17 protein-coding genes are annotated in these 17,944 nt (G+C 72.8%); 13 read left to right on the top strand and 4 right to left on the bottom strand.

Features of this window, described 5'->3' with window-relative positions:
• The first annotated feature begins 457 nt into the window (after positions 1 to 457).
• The 3 genes from D5H75_RS23585 (at position 458) to D5H75_RS23575 (ending at position 4,459) form a co-directional block, all read left to right on the top strand.
• Positions 458 to 1,996, top strand: a complete 1,539-nt coding sequence (locus D5H75_RS23585) for a sigma-70 family RNA polymerase sigma factor (RefSeq protein ID WP_119928681.1) — start codon at positions 458 to 460, stop codon at positions 1,994 to 1,996.
• Positions 1,997 to 2,194: 198 nt separating this feature from the next.
• Positions 2,195 to 2,782: a dihydrofolate reductase family protein gene (locus tag D5H75_RS23580; protein ID WP_119928713.1), complete on the top strand. Its 588-nt coding sequence runs from the start codon at positions 2,195 to 2,197 to the stop codon at positions 2,780 to 2,782.
• 291 nt (positions 2,783 to 3,073) lie between these two features.
• Positions 3,074 to 4,459, top strand: a complete 1,386-nt coding sequence (locus tag D5H75_RS23575) for a serine hydrolase domain-containing protein (protein WP_202638422.1) — start codon at positions 3,074 to 3,076, stop codon at positions 4,457 to 4,459.
• 289 nt (positions 4,460 to 4,748) lie between these two features.
• Here the strand turns inward: D5H75_RS23575 and D5H75_RS23570 are convergent, their stop codons facing one another.
• Entirely contained in the window at positions 4,749 to 5,351 is a 603-nt protein-coding gene (locus D5H75_RS23570; RefSeq protein ID WP_119928680.1) for a GtrA family protein, read from the bottom strand.
• A gap of 209 nt (positions 5,352 to 5,560) precedes the next feature.
• Between D5H75_RS23570 and D5H75_RS23565 the strand changes: the two genes are divergently transcribed.
• The 4 genes from D5H75_RS23565 to purE all read left to right on the top strand — a co-directional run bounded on the left by D5H75_RS23565 (position 5,561) and on the right by purE (position 9,857).
• Positions 5,561 to 6,706 carry an acyl-CoA dehydrogenase family protein gene (locus D5H75_RS23565; RefSeq protein WP_202638435.1) on the top strand — a complete coding sequence of 382 codons (1,146 nt, stop codon included), beginning with the start codon at positions 5,561 to 5,563 and terminating at the stop codon, positions 6,704 to 6,706.
• A gap of 357 nt (positions 6,707 to 7,063) precedes the next feature.
• On the top strand, positions 7,064 to 7,996 hold the full coding sequence (locus D5H75_RS23560; RefSeq protein WP_119928678.1) for a hypothetical protein: 933 nt from the start codon (positions 7,064 to 7,066) through the stop codon (positions 7,994 to 7,996).
• Between the two features lie 228 nt (positions 7,997 to 8,224).
• Complete coding sequence (locus tag D5H75_RS23555; RefSeq protein ID WP_119928677.1) at positions 8,225 to 9,355, top strand: 5-(carboxyamino)imidazole ribonucleotide synthase; 1,131 nt, start codon at positions 8,225 to 8,227, stop codon at positions 9,353 to 9,355.
• Complete coding sequence (gene purE / locus D5H75_RS23550) at positions 9,348 to 9,857, top strand: 5-(carboxyamino)imidazole ribonucleotide mutase (protein ID WP_119928676.1); 510 nt, start codon at positions 9,348 to 9,350, stop codon at positions 9,855 to 9,857. Before D5H75_RS23555 ends, purE begins: the two co-directional genes overlap by 8 nt.
• A gap of 163 nt (positions 9,858 to 10,020) precedes the next feature.
• Here purE and D5H75_RS23545 read toward each other — a convergent pair whose 3' ends face one another.
• Positions 10,021 to 11,184 (bottom strand): acyl-CoA dehydrogenase family protein, encoded by a 1,164-nt coding sequence (locus tag D5H75_RS23545; protein WP_119928675.1) that lies wholly within the window; start codon positions 11,182 to 11,184, stop codon positions 10,021 to 10,023.
• A 168-nt stretch (positions 11,185 to 11,352) separates the two neighbouring features.
• Here D5H75_RS23545 and D5H75_RS23540 point away from each other — a divergent pair, with 168 nt between their 5' ends.
• The 5 genes from D5H75_RS23540 (at position 11,353) to D5H75_RS23515 (ending at position 15,409) form a co-directional block, all read left to right on the top strand.
• Complete coding sequence (locus D5H75_RS23540) at positions 11,353 to 12,672, top strand: UDP-glucose dehydrogenase family protein (RefSeq protein WP_119928674.1); 1,320 nt, start codon at positions 11,353 to 11,355, stop codon at positions 12,670 to 12,672.
• 270 nt (positions 12,673 to 12,942) lie between these two features.
• Positions 12,943 to 13,866, top strand: coding sequence for a DUF4190 domain-containing protein (locus tag D5H75_RS23535; RefSeq protein WP_119928673.1), 924 nt, complete (start codon positions 12,943 to 12,945; stop codon positions 13,864 to 13,866).
• 191 nt (positions 13,867 to 14,057) lie between these two features.
• Entirely contained in the window at positions 14,058 to 14,483 is a 426-nt protein-coding gene (locus D5H75_RS23525; protein WP_119928672.1) for a CoA-binding protein, read from the top strand.
• Positions 14,484 to 14,545: 62 nt separating this feature from the next.
• Complete coding sequence (locus D5H75_RS23520; protein WP_119928671.1) at positions 14,546 to 15,187, top strand: DUF2975 domain-containing protein; 642 nt, start codon at positions 14,546 to 14,548, stop codon at positions 15,185 to 15,187.
• Positions 15,188 to 15,409 carry a helix-turn-helix domain-containing protein gene (locus D5H75_RS23515; protein WP_119928670.1) on the top strand — a complete coding sequence of 74 codons (222 nt, stop codon included), beginning with the start codon at positions 15,188 to 15,190 and terminating at the stop codon, positions 15,407 to 15,409.
• Between the two features lie 97 nt (positions 15,410 to 15,506).
• Here the strand turns inward: D5H75_RS23515 and D5H75_RS23510 are convergent, their stop codons facing one another.
• The gene (locus D5H75_RS23510) at positions 15,507 to 15,902 is read right to left on the bottom strand and encodes a hypothetical protein (RefSeq protein WP_119928669.1); all 396 of its coding nucleotides are present in this window, start codon (positions 15,900 to 15,902) and stop codon (positions 15,507 to 15,509) included.
• A 234-nt stretch (positions 15,903 to 16,136) separates the two neighbouring features.
• Here D5H75_RS23510 and D5H75_RS23505 point away from each other — a divergent pair, with 234 nt between their 5' ends.
• On the top strand, positions 16,137 to 16,790 hold the full coding sequence (locus D5H75_RS23505; RefSeq protein WP_119928668.1) for a response regulator transcription factor: 654 nt from the start codon (positions 16,137 to 16,139) through the stop codon (positions 16,788 to 16,790).
• On the opposite strand, the gene D5H75_RS23500 is transcribed toward D5H75_RS23505, so the two are convergent.
• On the bottom strand, positions 16,757 to 17,251 hold the full coding sequence (locus D5H75_RS23500; RefSeq protein ID WP_119928667.1) for a DUF2716 domain-containing protein: 495 nt from the start codon (positions 17,249 to 17,251) through the stop codon (positions 16,757 to 16,759). The genes D5H75_RS23505 and D5H75_RS23500 overlap by 34 nt on opposite strands.
• Positions 17,252 to 17,944 lie beyond the last annotated feature (693 nt).

The following is a 17,944-nucleotide window of genomic DNA, read 5'->3' as shown; positions in this document are numbered from 1 at the left end:
ATCAGACCATCACAACCCGACCACCAGATCCACATCCACCGATCCACAAAACACGCCCTAGCCCCGGTTCGCACGGCGGGCGGCGGCGTGCCCGGCCGTACCCTCGAAGAGGAACGCCCGTACGGCCGGCAGGGCCGGGCACGGCCGTACGGGCGCCCACGATCCCGGAGCCGGGGTGGCGGCCCGGCGAGAGTCGGGGGGCCTCGCCGTGCCGCCTCCGGGCGGCAGGAGCCTCGCGGGCGGGACTCTGAGGGGCTGGGACCAGGCGATCGGACTCACGCGGTGAGATTGAGGCGGCGCCGGCTCGACGGCGCCGGCCAGACGGCGGCCGGCTGACGGTCGCTGGCTGACGGTCGCTGGCTGACGGTGGCCGGCGGACGGCGGATGAGGCGGCTCGGCTCGGGCGGAGCGTAGGTTTGGGGCTGGCTCTTCGGTCGTGACGGTTTGGGCGGTCGCTATGGGTGTTTGCCGGAGTTGTGGGGGACCGCTGCCGGGGCGGGAGGGGAAGCGGGGGCGGGTCTCGCTCTACTGCTCCGCGGCCTGCCGACAGCGGGCCTACCGGGGGCGGCAGGGCGCGGGCGGGGACGCGCGCGAGCTGATCGAGCGGATCGGGCGACGGGTCCGGGGGCTGGCGCCGGAGCTGCCCGAACCCTTCTACCACGAGGTCACCGGGCTGGCGGGCGACGTCGGGCGGCTCCGCCGGATCGCCCAGACCGCCTACCAGGCCGCCCTCGGCTCCACCTCCGTCCCGCGCCCGGAGGCCCCCGCCACGGGCGCGATCGACCCCGGCGCGACGGGCGCGGCGTCCGGTACGACAGGCCCCGGTACGGCCGACGGCGGCGGGCGGGCTCAGGCCGTACCGGAGGACGTCACGGACCGGGACGTCACGGAACCGGCCGGCGTCCCGGGCGCGGGCGCGCCGGAGCCGGAAAGCGTCACGGACGCGGGCGTTATGGAATGGGAGGGCGACGACGGGGTCGCGGACCTGATGCGGGACGGGGACGAGTGGGAGTTCGCCTCACTGGCCGAGCCGTACCGCGGGGAGCTGCGGGTTCACTGCTACCGGATGGTCGGGTCGTACGACGACGCCGAGGACCTGGTGCAGGAGGCGCTGCTGAAGGCGTGGCGGAGCCGCGACGGGTTCGAGGGCCGGGCTTCGTTCCGGGCCTGGCTCTACAAGATCGCGACCAATGTCTGCCTCGACTTCCTGCGGCGGAACTCCCGGCGGCCCGCGCGCTACACCCCGGTCCCGGGCATGGAGCACGGCGACGGGGAGCCGCCGGTCCGGATCACCTGGCTCCAGCCGTACCCCGACCGGATGCTCGCGGAGGTGGTCTCGCCCGAGGCCGGGCCGGAGTCGCTGGTGGTCGCGCGGGAGACGCTTGAGCTGGTGTTCCTCGCCGCGATCCAGCACCTCCCGCCCCGGCAGCGGGCGGTGCTGATCCTGCGGGACGTGCTGGAGTGCCCGGCCGCGCGGACGGCGGAGCTGCTGGACATGAGCGTCGCGTCCGTGAACTCCGCCCTCCAGCGGGCCCGCGCGGCGTTGCGCGAGCGGATGCCGGAGCGGCGCGGCGAGTGGGGGCCGTCGGCCGAGACCAGCCCGGAGGAGATGGAGATCCTCCGGCGGTACATGGCGGCGGCCGTGGCCGGGGACACGTCGATGATGGCGCGGATGCTCGCCGAGGACGTGGTGCTGACCATGCCGCCGAACCCGTACTGGTTCACCAGCCGCGACGCGGTCATGACGCTGCTCGCGCGCACGTTCGACCCCGCGTCCCCGGAGTGGTTCGGCCGGTGGCGTCACCTCCCGACCAGGGCGAACGGGCGACCGGCCGTCGCGGGGTACGTCCAGCGGCCGGGCACCCGCGTGTACCGCGCGCAGAACATCGACGTGCTCCGGGTCGTGGACGGCCGGATCGCCGAGATCACGACGTTCGAGCCCCACCTACTGCCCGCCTTCGGCCTCCCCCTGACCCTCCCCGGGGAGGCCGGCTGACCCGCGCCCCCGCCCGGCCCGCGGCCCGCGACCGCCTGCCCGCGACCGCCGGCCCGCGGCCCGCGACCGCCTGCCCGTCCCGCCCCCGCCTCGCCCGCGACCGCCCGTTGCTCGCGCGATGACCGATGAGCGGACGGCCCGCCGTACGTCTCAACGGGTGCGAGCGCGAACAGCGGAACCGAACCCAGGAGGATGAAGATGTCCAAGGTCATCGCCAACATGTCCATGTCCCTCGACGGCGTCGTGTCGCACCCGGAGAGCGGCGTGGAGCACCTGTTCGGGTGGTACTTCCGCGGGGACGTCCTGGTGGAGACCGGGCACGACGACTTCGACTTCAAGCTCACCGAGACCGACGCCGACCTCGTGCGCGACGCGATGACGTCGATCGGGGCGATCGTGTACGGCCGGCGCACCTGCGACGAGGCGAACGGGTGGAACGGGAGCCACCCGATGGGCTGCCCGGTGTTCGTCGTCACGCACAACCCGCCGCGCGACTGGCCGCACGAGGACGTCCGGTTCGTCACCGAAGGGGTGCCGAGCGCGATCGAGCGGGCCAAGGCCGCCGCCGGGGGCAGGCAGGTCGCGGTGGGCAGCCCGGACATCGTCCGCCAGTGCCTCGACGCCGGCCTGCTCGACGAGATCCGGATCGACCTGGTGCCGGTGCTGCTCGGCCAGGGCACCCGCTTCTTCGGCGAGATCGCCAGGAGCCCGATCCACCTCGGCGACCCGGAGATCATCCCCGGCGCGGGCGTCACCCACCTCCACTACGAGGTCAAGACCCGCTGAGGCCCGAGCCGCACGGCTCCCGCCCGGACCCGTACGGCTCCTGCTCCTGGCCGTGCGGCTCCCGCTCCTGGCCGTGCGGCTCCCGCTCCGACGCCGGTCCGTACGGCTTCCGCCGGGCTCATGCCGTACCGCCGCCCGCTCCTCCCGGTCGGGGAGAGGCGGGCGGCGACTTGTCTTGAACTTTGTTCAGCGCAGGTGTTGCACTTTGTTCAATTCATCTCTAACGTTCTACTTGAACAAAGTGCAAGACACCGCGGGGCCGAGAGGCGGCGCGGGGACGCTGGAGGAGACATGGACATGCGGCACCAGGCGCTGAGCGAGTTCGTCAAGGTCACGGCCGAGGAGTTCGGGATCCCGGGGGCCTCGGTCGGGGTGTTCGCGGGCGGGCGGGAGTACTTCGCCTCCCACGGCGTGACCAGCGTCGAGAACCCGCTGCCGGTGGACTCCGACACGTTGTTCCTGGTCGGGTCGGTGACGAAGACCTACACCGCGACGGCGCTGATGCGGCTCGTGGCCGAGGGCCGGGTGGAGCTGGACGCGCCGGTGCGCCGGTACGTCCCCGAGCTGAGGCTGACCGACGAGCGGGCCGCCGCCGAGATCACCGTGAAACAGCTCCTCAACCACACCGCCGGGCTGGGCTGGGGCACCCTTGAGGACTCCGGCGAGGGCGACGACGCGATCGCCCGCGACGTCGAGCACCTGGCCGGGCTGCGGATGGTCGGCGCGCCCGGCGAGCGCTCCTCCTACAGCCAGGCGGGGTACAACCTGCTCGGGCGGATCATCGAGAAGGTCACCGGGCTGACCTACGAGCGGGCGATCGCCGCGCTGCTCTTCGAGCCCCTCGGGCTGGACCGGAGCCTCTACTCCCGCGACGACGTGATGACCCGGCGGTTCTCCGTCGGCCACGACCGGGACGAGAACGGCGGCGTGACCATCTCGCGGCCGTGGCGGCACTGGCGCGGCGACGCCCCCGGCGGCGGCCTGGCGGCCTCGGCGGGCGACCTGCTGCGCTGGGCGCGCTTCCACCTGGGCGACGGGCGCGGGGCGGACGGGCGGACCGTGGTCCCGGCCGAGCTGCTGGACCTGATGAAGCGGCCGACGGCCGAGCTGAGGGGCAGCTCCCTGGGCGACGCGATGGGGCTCTGCTGGTTCCTGCGTGACGTGGACGGAGTCCGGACCGTGGGGCACGGGGGCTCGTCCAACGGCCAGTTCGCCGAACTGCTCACGGTGCCCGAGCGCGGCTTCGCGGTGGTCGTGACGGCCAACGCCGCGCCGGACGGGATCCCGTTCAACCAGGCGGTCGTGCGGTGGGCGCTGGAGCACTTCCTCGGCGTGATCGACCGCGACCCCGAGCCGCTGCCGTACGACCCGGCGCGGGCGCGCGAGGTCGCCGGGCGGTACGAGAACGACGCGATGACGCTGACCATCGAGGACGACGGCGCGAGCCTGACGCTCGAAGTGCTGATCAAGCCGGAGATCCGGGCCGCCGCGGAGATGGACCTGCCGGCCGACCACCTGCCCTTCGACCTGGGCCTGCTGCCGGGCGACGGCGACGAGTACATCCTGACCGACGGCGCCTTCAAGGGGCAGCGGGGCTTCTTCACGCGCGACGCCTCGGGGGCCGTCGCGGGCGTGGACCTCGCCGGCCGCCTGTTCACCCGCGTCGCGCCGTCCTGACGCCCCGCCCCGCCGTACCGCCTCCCAGGGCGTACGGCAGGGCGTCCGGCAGGCGGTGCGAGGGCCGGGCGTACGGCAGGGCGGGGGCGTCCGGGGCGTACGGCGGGCCGGGGGTGTCCGGGCTGTACGGCGGGGCGGGGTGTCCGGGCTGTACGGCGGGGCGCCCGGGGCCGGGCGTTCGGGGACGGGCAGGGCCGGGGGCGGGCGGGGGCGGAGCCGGGGGCGGGCGCGGGTGCGGGCGCGAAGAAGGGGTACGGCGACGTCGCCGTACCCCTTCGTGACGCGGGCCTCAGGAGCGCGGGTTGGGCTTCTCCACGTGGGGGCGGTTGCCGTTGCGCGAGTTGTTGGGCCGGGGCTCGAACGGGACGGTGCCGCCGAGGGGGTCGCGCGCGGTGGGCGAGGCGGCCTCGTACGTCTCGATCGGCTCGGGCAGGCCGGTGTGCGGGTCCACGGGGGGCAGGTCCGGCGGGAGGAACACCCACTTCTTGTAGGACCAGAAGCGGAACAGCGTCGCCACGGCCGTGCCCAGGAAGAACGCGATCTGGTAGCTCAGCGGGTCGTCCAGCTTCAGGGTGTAGGACCGGAAGCCCAGGAACAGCAGCGTGATCAGCAGGCCGATGCCGTTGAAGACGAAGAACAGGAAGTACTCCCGCGCCAGCCCGGTCTTCTCGCGGTGGCGCCAGGTCCAGAAGCGGTTGCCGAAGTACGCGAAGGTGGCGGCGATCACGGTCGCGAAGACGTTCGAGGTCAGCGGGCCGAGGCCGACCACGTAGTGGAGGAGGTTGGTCACCCCCCACGTGATCACGAAGGCGAGCGCGCCGACCACGCCGAACTTGGCCAGCTCGTGCACGAGGGCCGTGAACCTCTGGTAGAGGCGTTGCACTATCTTCACGAGCTCGCGTCTTCCTTCCGGCTGGGTCGGGCGGGTCCCGTCGACATGCCCGGGCGAATCGGTCGTATTCCCAAACTGGCACCATATTCCGCCGCTAGGGCACCATGAGTCTGCCAGCCTGTTCCCGGGTGCCGCGCGAGAACCCGCGTATTGGCGCCGAGCGTGACGGGAAGTTGTTCCATAAGACAATCGATCGAGGTGGCAGGGTGTTGGACTACCGGCTGAGCGACGAGCTCGAGGCCCTCCGCAAGACCGTCGAGCAGTTCGCCAGAGAAGTCGTCGCCCCGCGGGCGGCGGAGTATGACGAGCGTAAGGAGTTCCCTTACGACATCGTCCGGCAGATGGCCGAGATGGGACTTTTCGGACTTCCCTTCCCTGAAGAGTACGGCGGCATGGGCGGCGACTACTTCGCCCTGTGCCTGGCCATCGAGGAACTGGCCAGAGCGGACTCGTCGGTGGCCATCACCCTGGAGGCGGGCGTCTCGCTGGGCGCGATGCCGGTCTACAGGTTCGGCACGGAGGAGCAGCGCCGCGAATGGCTTCCGCGGCTGGCCTCGGGCGAGGCGCTCGGCGCGTTCGGCCTGACCGAACCCGGTGGCGGGTCCGACGCGGGCGCGACGGCGACGAGGGCCGTGCTCGACGGCGACGAGTGGGTGATCAACGGCACGAAGTCGTTCATCACCAACTCCGGCACCAACATTACCCGCCTGGTCACCGTGACCGCCGTGACCGGGGAGTCGGACGGCCGCAAGGAGATCTCCTCGATCATGGTCCCGGTGCCGACCGAGGGGTTCGCGGTCGCCAAGGACTACTCCAAGGTCGGCTGGCACGCCTCGGACACCCACGAGATCACGTTCACCGACGTGCGCGTGCCGTCCGCGAACCTGCTCGGGCGGCGCGGCCGGGGATACGCCAACTTCCTGTCGATCCTGGACGAGGGCCGCATCGCGATCGCCGCGCTGGCCACCGGGCTCGCGCAGGCGTGCGTGGACGAGTGCGTGAAGTACGCCAAGGAGCGGCACGCGTTCGGCCGGCCCATCGGGTCGAACCAGGCGATCGCCTTCAAGATCGCCGACATGGAGATGAAGGCCCACATGTCGCGGCTGGCGTACTACCGGGCGGCGGAGAAGATGCTGCGCGGCGAGCCGTTCAAGAAGGAGGCGGCGATCGCCAAGCTCTACTCCTCCGAGGCCGCGGTGGACAACGCCCGCGAGGCCACCCAGATCCACGGCGGCTACGGCTTCATGAACGAGTTCCCCGTCGCCCGTCACTGGCGCGACAGCAAGATCCTGGAGATCGGGGAGGGCACGAGCGAGGTCCAGCGCATGCTCATCGCCCGCGAACTCGGCCTCTGACCTTCCTCGCGGCACTTCCCTTCCTTCCGGCGGGTCGCCTCCTTCCGGTGCGATCCCTTCTGCCGGTATGTCGCTTCCGCCCGGCACGCCGCCGCGTGGACTCCCCGGGCGAGGGCTCTCGCCCGGGGAGTCCGGTCGGGGAGTCGGTCGGGATGCGGCCGGGAGTCGGTCGGGGGTCGATCGGGAGTCGGTCGGGATGCGGCCGGGAGTCGGTCGGGATGCGGTCGGAGTCGGTCGGAGGTCCGGCCGGGGGGTCCGTGAGGGGTTACCACGGGGTGACGCCGGAATTGAGCAAGCGCTAGGCTTTCGATCCGGCATTCCGCGCAAATCGCTTGCCCGACTCGTAGGTGGGTGACAGTGCCGCGTCTGATCCCCCTCGCACTCGTCCTGAGTTCGGCCGTGCTGCTGACGGCCTGCGCCGACCGCGGGCCGGACGGCCTGACCGCCACCCCCGAGCCGCGCGGCCCGAGCGCGAGCGAGGCCGAGCCCGTCGGGCGCGCCACGGCCGAGCAGGCGTTCGAGCTGGTGCCGCGGCTCGCCGCCGCCTGGAAGGACCGCGACTGCGCCGAGATCGCCTCGCTGACGACCGGGGCGGAGGCCGTCGCCGCCGCCGAGTGCGAGGCCGTGCGGAACCCGTTCGGCGACGCCGACCTCTCCAGGCCCGAGTTCTACCTGCCCAACCCGCCCGGCGCCCGCCCGTGGTTCGCGGCCCGCGCCGGAGGGGCGTACTTCCTCCTGGTCCGCGAGGACGCCGGCTGGCGGCTCGCGCTCGGCCCGGTGCCCCTGCGCGGCGAGGCCCCCGCCCTCCCGGCCGACGCCGAGGTGCGTCCGGCCCCGACCGAGGCGATCGAGGTGGAGCTGGCCCCGCAACGCCACATCACCTACGTCGCGGATCTGGCGGGAGTGGGAGCGGAGCGCTTCCCGGCGGGCGACCCGATCCGCGAGCTGCGCCGCGAGTTCGCCGAGCGCCCCAAGCGGGCCCGCCCGGACATCCTCCAGCCGGAGATCAAGCTCAGCACCGCCCCCGCGTACTCCATCCTGCTCCCGTCCTCCGGGGCCCTGGTCTTCCACACCCTGGAACTCACCTTCCAGCAGCGTTCGGCGGGCGGCGGCAAGCTCGCCAAACCGCTGTACGGCGAGGCCGACCGCGAGGCGTTCACCGGCGAGGCGGCGGCGCCGCGTGCCCTGACCGGCCAGGAGCTGCTGTTCCTGGTCACCCGTGTGGACCAGGAGGGGAACCTCACCACGGTCGCGATGCGCCGTACCCTCACCGCGATCACCACCGGCTGACGCCCGCTCGATCCCGCGATCCGGCCCCTCGGCCGGGACCTCGGACGGCCCGCCCGCCGGGACCTGGACGGCCCGCCCGCCGGGACCTCGGACGGGCCGCCCGCCGGGCGCGATCGCGTGGTCACGCGCGCGGCGGGCGGATCGAGGGCCGCGAGGGGTGGTCCGGATCCGGTCACGGGCGGGCGTCCAGTAGGGTTTGCGGACGTGAGGAAGCCCACGACCAGTGGAATGCCCGTTGTCGGCATGGTCGGCGGCGGCCAGCTCGCGCGCATGACGCAGCAGGCCGCGATCGCCCTCGGTGTCGAGTTGCGCGTGCTCGCGAGCGATCCCGGCGACAGCGCGGCCAAGGTGGTGTCCGACGCGCCGGTGGGAGACCACCGCAGCCTGCCCGACCTGCTGGCGTTCGCCAAGGGCTGCGACGTGGTGACGTTCGACCACGAGCACGTGCCCACCGAGCACATCCGCGCCCTGGAGGAGGCCGGCGTCGCCGTGCACCCAGGCAGCGCCGCCCTGCTGTACGCCCAGGACAAGGCCGCGATGCGCGAACGCCTGACGGAGATCGGCGCCCCGTGCCCGCCGTGGCGGCGCGTCTCGGAGCCGTCCGACGTGACGTCGTTCGGCGACGAGCACGGCTGGCCTGTCGTGCTCAAGGCCGTGCGCGGCGGATACGACGGCCGGGGCGTCTGGGTCGTCGGGTCCGCGGAGGAGGCGGCGGCCGTCATGTCCGAGGTCACCGTCCCGCTGATGGCGGAGGCGTGCGTCCGGTTCACCCGCGAGATCGCGGTCCTGGTCGCCCGGAGCCCGCACGGCCAGGGCGTCTGCTACCCGGTAGTCGAGACCGTCCAGGAGAACGGCATCTGCACCGAGGTCCTGGCGCCCGCGCCGGACCTGGACCCGGCCGACGCCGCCAAGGCCCAGCGGGTGGCCCTCGACATCGCCACCCGGCTGGGCGTGACCGGCCTCCTCGCGGTCGAGATGTTCGAGACCCCGGACGGCGTCCTGGTCAACGAGCTGGCGATGCGCCCGCACAACAGCGGCCACTGGACGATCGAGGGCGCGCGGACGTCCCAGTTCGAGCAGCACCTGCGCGCGATCCTCGACCTCCCCCTGGGCAGCCCCGCCCCCACCGCCCCCCACGTGGTCATGGCCAACGTCCTCGGCGGCACGGAGCCCTCGGTCTACCCCCGCTACCTGCACGTCATGGCCCACGACCCCGCCGTCAAGGTCCACTTCTACGGCAAGGACGTGCGCCCCGGCCGCAAGATCGGCCACACCACGGCGCTCGGCACCCGGCTCGCCCACGTCCGCGACCGCGCCCGCCACGCCGCCGACTACCTCGCAGGAGTCATCGATGAGTAACCCGCTCGTCGGCATCGTCATGGGCAGCGACTCCGACTGGCCGGTGATGAAGGCCGCCGCCGAGGCGCTGTCGGAGTTCGAGGTCCCCTTCGAGGCCGACGTGGTCTCCGCCCACCGGATGCCCGAGGAGATGATCGAGTACGGCAAGCGCGCGGCCTCCCGCGGCCTGCGCGCGATCATCGCGGGCGCGGGCGGCGCCGCCCACCTCCCCGGCATGCTGGCGTCGGTCACCCCCCTCCCGGTGATCGGCGTCCCGGTCCCCCTGAAGTACCTCGACGGCATGGACAGCCTCCTGTCCATCGTCCAGATGCCCGCGGGCGTCCCCGTGGCCACGGTGGCCGTCGGCGGCGCCCGCAACGCCGGCCTCCTGGCCGTACGCATCCTCGCCGCGGCCGACGAGGCCCTGCGCGCCCGCATGGAGAAGTTCCAGCAGGACCTCAAGGCCCAGGCGTACGCCAAGGGCGCCCGCCTCCGCACCGAAGCCGCGACCCTCAACCACTGACCCGCGCTTCTCCCGGAGGCCGCAGAGAGCCGCAGGGGAGCCGCAGAGAGCCGCGGGGAGCCGCTCCGGCCCGGGTGAGGGCGGCCCCGGGCGGGCCGTGGCCGCGCGACGTCGTGAACGAGAAGAACCCGGTGCCGTCGGCCCGGGTTCTTCCGCTTCGGGGTTACTTGAGGAGCTGGCGGGCCATGACCATGCGCTGGATCTGGTTGGTGCCCTCGTAGATCTGGGTGATCTTGGCGTCGCGCATCATGCGCTCGACCGGGTAGTCGCGGGTGTAGCCGTAGCCGCCGAGGAGCTGGACGGCGTCGGTGGTGATCTCCATGGCGGCGTCGCTGGCCGCCGTCTTGGCCGCGGAGGAGAAGAAGGTCAGGTCCTTGACCTTCTCACCGTGCATGGCGGCCTCGGACTTGGCCGCGGCGGCGTAGGTGAGCTGGCGGGCCGCCTCCAGCTTCATGGCCATGTCGGCGATCATGAACTGGAGGCCCTGGAACTCGGCGATGGGCTTGCCGAACTGCTTGCGCTCCTTGACGTAGCCGAGGGCGTAGTCGAGGGCGCCCTGGGCGATGCCGAGGGCCTGGGCCGCGATCGTGATGCGGGTGTGGTCGAGGGTGGCGAGCGCGGTCTTGAAGCCGGTGCCCTCCTCGCCGATCAGGCGGTCGGCCGGGATGCGGCAGTTGTCGAAGTAGAGCTCGCAGGTGGGGGAGCCCTTGATGCCGAGCTTCTTCTCCTTGGCGCCCACGCTGAAGCCCTCGTCGCCCTTCTCGACGACGAACGCGGAGATGCCGCGGGCGCCGGCCGAGGGGTCGGTGACGGCCATCACCATGTAGTACTCGGACACGCCCGCGTTGGTGATCCAGCGCTTGGTGCCGTTGAGGACGTATCCGTCGCCGTCGCGGACCGCGGTGGTGCGCATGGCGGCGGCGTCCGAGCCGGCCTCGGGCTCGGAGAGGGCGTAGGAGAACATGCCCTCACCGCGCGCCACCGCGGACAGGTAGCGCCGCTTGAGCTCCTCGGAGCCGGACAGCAGCAGCGGGACCGTGCCCAGCTTGTTCACCGCCGGGATGAGGGAGGACGAGGCGCACGCGCGCGCCACCTCCTCGATCACGATCACGGTCGCCAGCGCGTCGGCCCCGGCGCCGCCGTACGCCTCGGGGATGTGCACGGCGTGCAGGTCCGCGTCCGTCAGCGCCTTCAGGACGTCGAAGGGGAACTCTCCGGTCTCGTCGACCTCGGCCGCGCGAGGCGCGATCTTGTCGTCGGCGAGAGCGCGGACTGTCTCTCGGAGCAGGTCATGCTCCTCGGCGGGGGCATAGAGAGGGAAGCTCATACTCAGAATCGTAGGACGTCCGAGCAGATGCGAAACGCCAGGGTACGGGCCGGTCTCAGAGGCACGCCGGAGGGTGCCGGTACCATGCCACGGCGACCTACCCCCGTACCTCGGCCCATCGCGGACGGTAGGTAGCGTCGGACGCAGTGAAAGCAGAAGGGAGATTCCGTGCCATACCGCCTCACCGCACTGGGGACCGGCTACCTGGGCGCGACTCACGCGGCGTGCATGGCGGACTTGGGGTTCGAGGTCCTCGGCCTCGACGTGGACGCTGAGAAGATCGCCCGGCTGTCCGACGGGGATCTGCCCTTCCACGAGCCCGGCCTGGAGCCGATCCTCCGCCGTGGGCTTGAGTCCGGCCGTCTGCGCTTCACCACCTCCTACGAAGAGGCCGCCGACTTCGGCGACGTGCACTTCATTTGCGTGGGCACGCCGCAGAAGCGCGGTGAGTTCGCCGCCGACGTGTCCTACCTGGACGCGTGCGTGGACGCCCTCGCGCCCCAGCTCGTCCGCGAATGCCTGGTCGTCGGCAAGTCGACCGTCCCCGTGGGCACCGCGGAACGCCTCGCCGACCGCCTGGTCAAGCTCGCGCCCGCCCGAGAGGGCGTGGACCTGGCCTGGAACCCCGAGTTCCTGCGCGAGGGGTTCGCGGTGCAGGACACGCTGCACCCGGACCGGATCGTGCTGGGCGTCCGCTCCGAGCGCGCCGAGAAGATCATGCGCGAGGTGTACGCCTCGATGCTGGGCGAGGGCGTGCCGCTCGTGGTGACCGACTACGCCACCTCCGAGCTGGTCAAGACCGCGGCCAACGCCTTCCTCGCCACGAAGATCTCGTTCATCAACGCGATGGCCGAGGTCTGCGAGGCCGCGCACGCCGACGTCAAGCAGCTCTCGCTGGCGCTGTCGTACGACGAGCGGATCGGCGGGCGCTTCCTGAACCCGGGGCTCGGGTTCGGTGGCGGCTGCCTGCCCAAGGACATCCGCGCGTTCATGGCGCGCGCCGGTGAACTGGGTGTGGACCAGGCGCTCTCCTTCCTCCGCGAGGTGGACGCGATCAACATGCGGCGCCGCGCCCGCATGGTGGATCTGGCTCGTGAACTGGTCGGCGGCTCCTTCGAGGGGTGCACCGTGGCCGTGCTCGGGGCGGCGTTCAAGCCGAACTCCGACGACATCCGCGACAGCCCCGCCCTGGACGTGGCCGCCACCATCAGCGACCAGGGCGCGTCCGTCACGGTCTACGACCCGGCCGCGATGCACAACGCGCGCCGCGTCCGCCCGGACCTGAAGTACGGAGAGTCCGCCCTCGACGCCGCCCGCGACGCGAACGTCGTGCTCCTCCTCACCGAGTGGGACGAGTTCGTCCGCCTCGACCCCGAGGAACTGGGCCGCGTCGTCCGCACCCGCAACGTCGTCGACGGCCGCAACGCCCTCGACTCCGAGCAGTGGCGGGCCGCCGGCTGGCACTACCGGGCCCTCGGCCGCCCCTGACCCGGCCCGTCCCACTCCTGGGCCTCTCACCTCCTTCCAGGCCCGCCCAGGACCACACCGTACGGCTCGCGCCCCACGCAGGCGCGAGCCGTACGGCGTTCTGTGGACGACGTCCTGGCCTGTGGACGACCTCTCGCCCTCGCGGCCGTGGTCGCCGGCGGCGGGCGTGGGCCGGGCGCGGTCGTCGGTGGCGTTCCCTCCGGCGTCGGAGCATTCCGCGCGTCCCTATATGGTGATTTGTCAATCTAAATCCCTTTACTAGGACGACGCATGGCCACGCCCGTACCGCCTCCCGAAGCCCCGCAGCAACTCGGGGGGTACTGGGCGCCGCCCGGCCTGCCGGGGACGCCGCCCGGCCCGCCCCGGCGGCGCGACGGCTTCGGCGTGGCCGCGGTGGTCCTCGGGGGATTCGGCACGGTCTTCGGGCTCGCCCCGTTCCTGCTCTGGCTGATGGGCGTCCTGGACTTCGACTCGCCGACCGTCATCCTGCTCGTCGTCCTGCTCCCGGTCGTGGTCGGCCTGGCGGGGGTCCTCGGCCTGGCGTCCCTGGTCTTCGGCCTGGTCGGCCACGGCGAGGCTCGCAAGGGCCGCGCCTCGAACAAGGGGATGGCCCTCACGGGCACCGGCCTCGGTGGTCTCGCCCTCATGCTGGCGGCCCTCAGCGTGGTCGTGGCCGTGACGGCGCTCGCCGGCGACCGCGACCGCGTGACCGGGGCCGAGGCCCGCGGCCGGGACGTCACGCCGACGGCCCCGCCCAACCGGGAGGCGCCCGAGCGGGTCGAGCCGCTGCGGTTCGGCCAGACCCACGTGTACGACGACGGCGTGAAGGTCACCGTGTCCGAGCCCCGGCCGTACAAGCTGGACGAGTTCGCGATCGGACACGAGAAGGGCGACCTCGCGGTCCAGGTGAGGATCACGATCGTGAACGGCGGCGCCGAGGCGATCGACGACCTGGCGGCGCTGCCCCACGTGCGCGACGCCGCGGGCCAGGTGCCGGAGAACATCTTCGACGCCAGGGGCGCGACGAAGCCGGCCACCGGCGCGCTGCTGCCCGGCAGGCGGGCGGTCGCCCAGGTGACCCTGTCGGTGGACCCGGACAAGGCCGGGGAACTGCAGGTCGAGATCTCGCCCACCCCCGAGTACGACTCCGTCGTCTGGATCGGCCCGGCCGACGGCGGAGCCCGCCCCTCCTGACCCGCCGCACTTGAGCCGGGCGCGCTCGGGCGCCCCTCTTGAGCCGCCCGTCCCCGCCACGCCCGTTCCGGCCACGCCTGTCCCGGCCACGCCCGTCCCGGCCGCGCCTGCCCTGGCCCGGCCCCCTGCCCCGGCCCCTTGCCCCGGCCCTCCTGCCCCGGCCCGCCCGTCCAGGGGGTAGAACGGTTCGCATGGACAACGTTGAGCACCCCTACGCGGACGAGGCCGTGATCGCCCGCGTGCTGCGGGAGACGCATACCTGGGCGATCGTCGGGCTCGGGGACAATCCGACGCGGGCGGCGTACGGCGTGGCCGCCTTCCTCCAGCGCAACGGGAAGCGGATCGTGCCGGTCCACCCGTCCGCCGCGACGGTGCACGGCGAGCCGGGGTACCCCTCCCTGGACGCGATCCCGTTCGGCGTGGACGTGGTGGACGTCTTCCGCCGGCCGTCGGAGGCGGGCGCGGTGGCGGACGACGCGATCCGGCTCGGCGTGAAGGCCGTCTGGTTCCAGCTCGGCGTGATCGACGAGAAGGCCGCGGCCCGCGTCAGGTCCGCCGGGATCGACATGATCATGGACCGCTGCCCCGCGATCGAGTGGCCCAGGATCGGGATCTGACTTGACTCCTTATCGTTTCTCGATAACCCTGGGCGTATCGATTAACGATAAGGAGGACGGCCATGGCCGAGCGCTCGTGGTGGTCGCGACTGGGCAACGGGCTCGTCGAGAACCTCGTCTACCTGTTCTTCTGCCTCTTCGCGATCGGTGTCCTGCTCCACCTCGCGGCGATGGTCCTGAGCAACGGGAGCTCGGGGACCAGCGAGGGCATCGCCCTGGCCGGCGGCCACGACCCCATGCCGTGGCTGGACCGGGGCGACTCCGCGGAGTGGGGTCTCCAGCGGATCGGCCCGCTGGTCGTCGAGCTCGGCCCGCAGGCGCGCCTGTCGATCCCGGACCCCGGCTTCGGGCAGCGGGTGCTGCTCTTCGGCCCGCCCCTGCTCGGGCACCTGATCATGGTCGTCGTGATGTTCCTGCTGTGGCGGATCGCCGCGACCCAGCGCCGGGGCGACCCGTTCATCCCCGCCAACGGGCGCAGGCTCGGGCTCATGGCCGCGCTGATCGGCGTGTACGGCCTGGCCGCCGACCCGGTCAAGGACCTCGCCGACCGCGCGCTGGTGGCGGGCACCGCGGCCGCCCGGCTGGTCCGTTTCGACTACCTGCCCGACCTGCGGATCATCGGCTTCGCCCTGCTCCTGGGCGCCCTCTCGGCGATCTTCCGGCGCGGCGCGGTGCTCCGGCGGGACGTCGAGGGACTGGTCTAGATGCCCGCTGACGAGGAACATCACATCGTCGTCCACCTCGACAGGCTCCTGGACGAACGCGGCATGACCCTGACGGAGCTGGCCGAGAAGGTGGGCGTCACCCTGGCCAACCTCTCCATCCTCAAGAACGGCCGGGCCAGGGCCATCCGCTTCTCCACCCTCAGCGCCATCTGCACCGCCCTCGACTGCCAGCCCGGCGACATCCTGTCGAACGCCCCCTGACCGTACGGCGGGCCGCCCGGCCGCGCGCGGTGACCGGCCCCGCGCGGGCGAGACGCGGGCGGCCCGCCGTACCGGAACGGGGCCGGGGGCGCGGGGCTCACGCGCGGCCGCGGGCCTTCTGGATCGCGAGGGCGACGAGGCCGGTGACGCCGCCCCAGAGGGCGTTCGTCGCGAGGACGCTGACGATCGCGAAGGGGTTCAGGAGGGCGAGGCCGCCGCCCTCGCCGCTGATCGTCCCGGCGGTAAGGCCGAGCACCAGGGCGAGGGCGCCGTACACGAGACCGGCCGCGACCAGGGTGAGCAGGGGCCGCGCCACGTCGAACGCGACCACGGCGGCCAGCCAGGCCAGCGAGATGAGCGCGGTGACCACGAGGACCGACCAGGGTTTGCCGAGGGCCTCCAGGACGCCGAGGGCGCTGAGGAGCGGGCGTATGAGCGCGAGCGCGCCGAGGCCGATGACGAGCGGCCAGCGGAGATTCTTGACGTCGACCATGCAACGACGCTAGGCGCCGGTCTCCGGGCCGTTATACGCGTCCGGGCGCGTCCGTATACGTCGTTTGTCGACGACCGCCTCCTCCCCGGGGACGAGCCCGGGGCCTTCTAGACTTGGCGGCGTGATTGCGCGGCCCGAGGGGCAGGACCCCGCCGTGACCGTCGGCGGCGGTACGGCGGCGCCCGCGCGCCGTGGCCGCGGCCCCGCAGCCCGAGCCGTCCCCCCGGGGACGCGATGATCAGGGTGGTCCTCGCCGACGACCAGGAGCTCGTCCGCTCCGGCCTGCGCGCCCTCCTCGAACGCGACCCCGCCATCGAGGTCGTCGCCGAGGCCGCCGACGGCCGCGAGGCCCTGCGCCGCGTCGCCGACCACCTGCCAGACGTGGTCCTGATGGACATCCGCATGCCCGGGCTGGACGGCCTGGAGGCCACCCGGCGCGTGGCGGCGGACCCGTCCCTGCGCGGCGTCCACGTGGTCGTCCTGACCACCTTCGACGAGGACGAGAACGTCATCGAGGCCATCCGCCGCGGTGCCGCGGGCTTCCTCCTCAAGGACATCACCCCCGACGAGCTCCGCCGCGCCGTCCACGCGGCCGCCACCGGCGAGGCCCTCCTCTCCCCGTCGATCACCCGCCGCGTCATGACCTGGGCCACGTCCCGCCCCGCGACCCGCCCCGAGCTCCTGTCCCCCCTCACCGACCGCGAACGCGAGGTCCTCCACCACATCGGCCTCGGCGAGTCCAACGACGAACTGGCCCGCGCCCTCCACATCAGCCCCGCCACCGCCCGGACCTACGTGAGCCGCCTCCTGACCAAACTCCGCGCCCGGGACCGCTCCCAACTGGTGGTCCTCGCCTACGAAAGCGGCCTCATAACCCCCGGCGCCTGACCCCCGACCCGCAAGGGCACCCCCAAAACCTCCCCCAGCCGGTGCGCCAGGCGAGCCCGCAGGTCCGCCCCGAAGACGCAGAGAGTGCGCTCCCAGGGATGGCCGAACGTGCCCAGCCGCAGGTCCCCCGTGACGTGGATGTAGTAGTCCCCGTCGGGATAGACCTCACCCGGCCACGGCGGACGGCCGGTGCCGCCCACCCGGTGAGGGTCGAAGCGGACCGCCACATGCCGCCAGTCGAGCCAGTACACCTCCTCGCCGGGTCGCAGGCACTCCCGGAGGGCGTGCTCGACGGCGGCCTGGAGCGCGTCGTGGCGTGAGGGGTCGAGCCTGCTCAGGTCCCAGGTGGCCGAGTCGGCGGGCTCGTCGATCCCGGGGAAGACTCGCGTGCTCGGCCGGAAACCGAACCTGGACGTGAAGCGCTCCCAGATGGAGTCGTACTCCTCGTCCGCCAGCAGCAACTTGACCGGCCGGCTCGCCGCCGGCGTCCCGGGCGGCGTCCAGCGCCAGGACGTGACCGTGCTGATCGGCCGAACCCGGCGCTCAGAAGCCCGTTTCTGAGGGCGCCGGAGGCCTCGACCACGACGTATCGGGCGTCGGGCCGCCGGAGCCAGCGCCCGGGACCGTCCCGCCGCCAGTCCCAGTGCCGCAGGTACGGCGTGAGCCGGAGCCCGGGGTCCACCAGCCCCCCGACGATCGCGAACCGGTTCCCGCGCTCGATCGTGCCCCAGGCCACCGCCTCGATGGTCCCGCCGGCCTCCGCTACCAGCACCTCGCCGTCCATGCTCAGGCCCGACCCGTCCGCCAGGAAGTCCGCGAAGCCCCGGCGCTGCGGCCGCCCGCCCGCGATCCGCGCCACGTGCTCGTGTTCCTCCCACGACGCGGCGCGCACCCCGGGCGGGAGCACACCGGGGGCGAGGGGCGCCACGAGCACGTCCCGCTCCGACTCCGCCACGAAACCGGCGCGCGCCAGCCGTACCGGAAGATCGGGGAAGGGGTCGTGCGCGTACGTCCGCCACTCGGCGGGTTCGTCGCGGGCGGTGAAGGCGTCGCGTTGACGGGCGATCGCCTCGTCGAGGTCCCCTGGTGGGAGGCGCAGGTGCTCGACGGTCCCGTGGGTTCCGTAAGGCGTTCGCAGGAACGGGCCGTCCCGC

This window comes from Bailinhaonella thermotolerans (assembly GCF_003594875.1).
In the GTDB taxonomy this organism is placed as follows: domain Bacteria; phylum Actinomycetota; class Actinomycetes; order Streptosporangiales; family Streptosporangiaceae; genus Bailinhaonella; species Bailinhaonella thermotolerans.
This window is presented reverse-complemented; position numbering and strand designations above follow the sequence as displayed.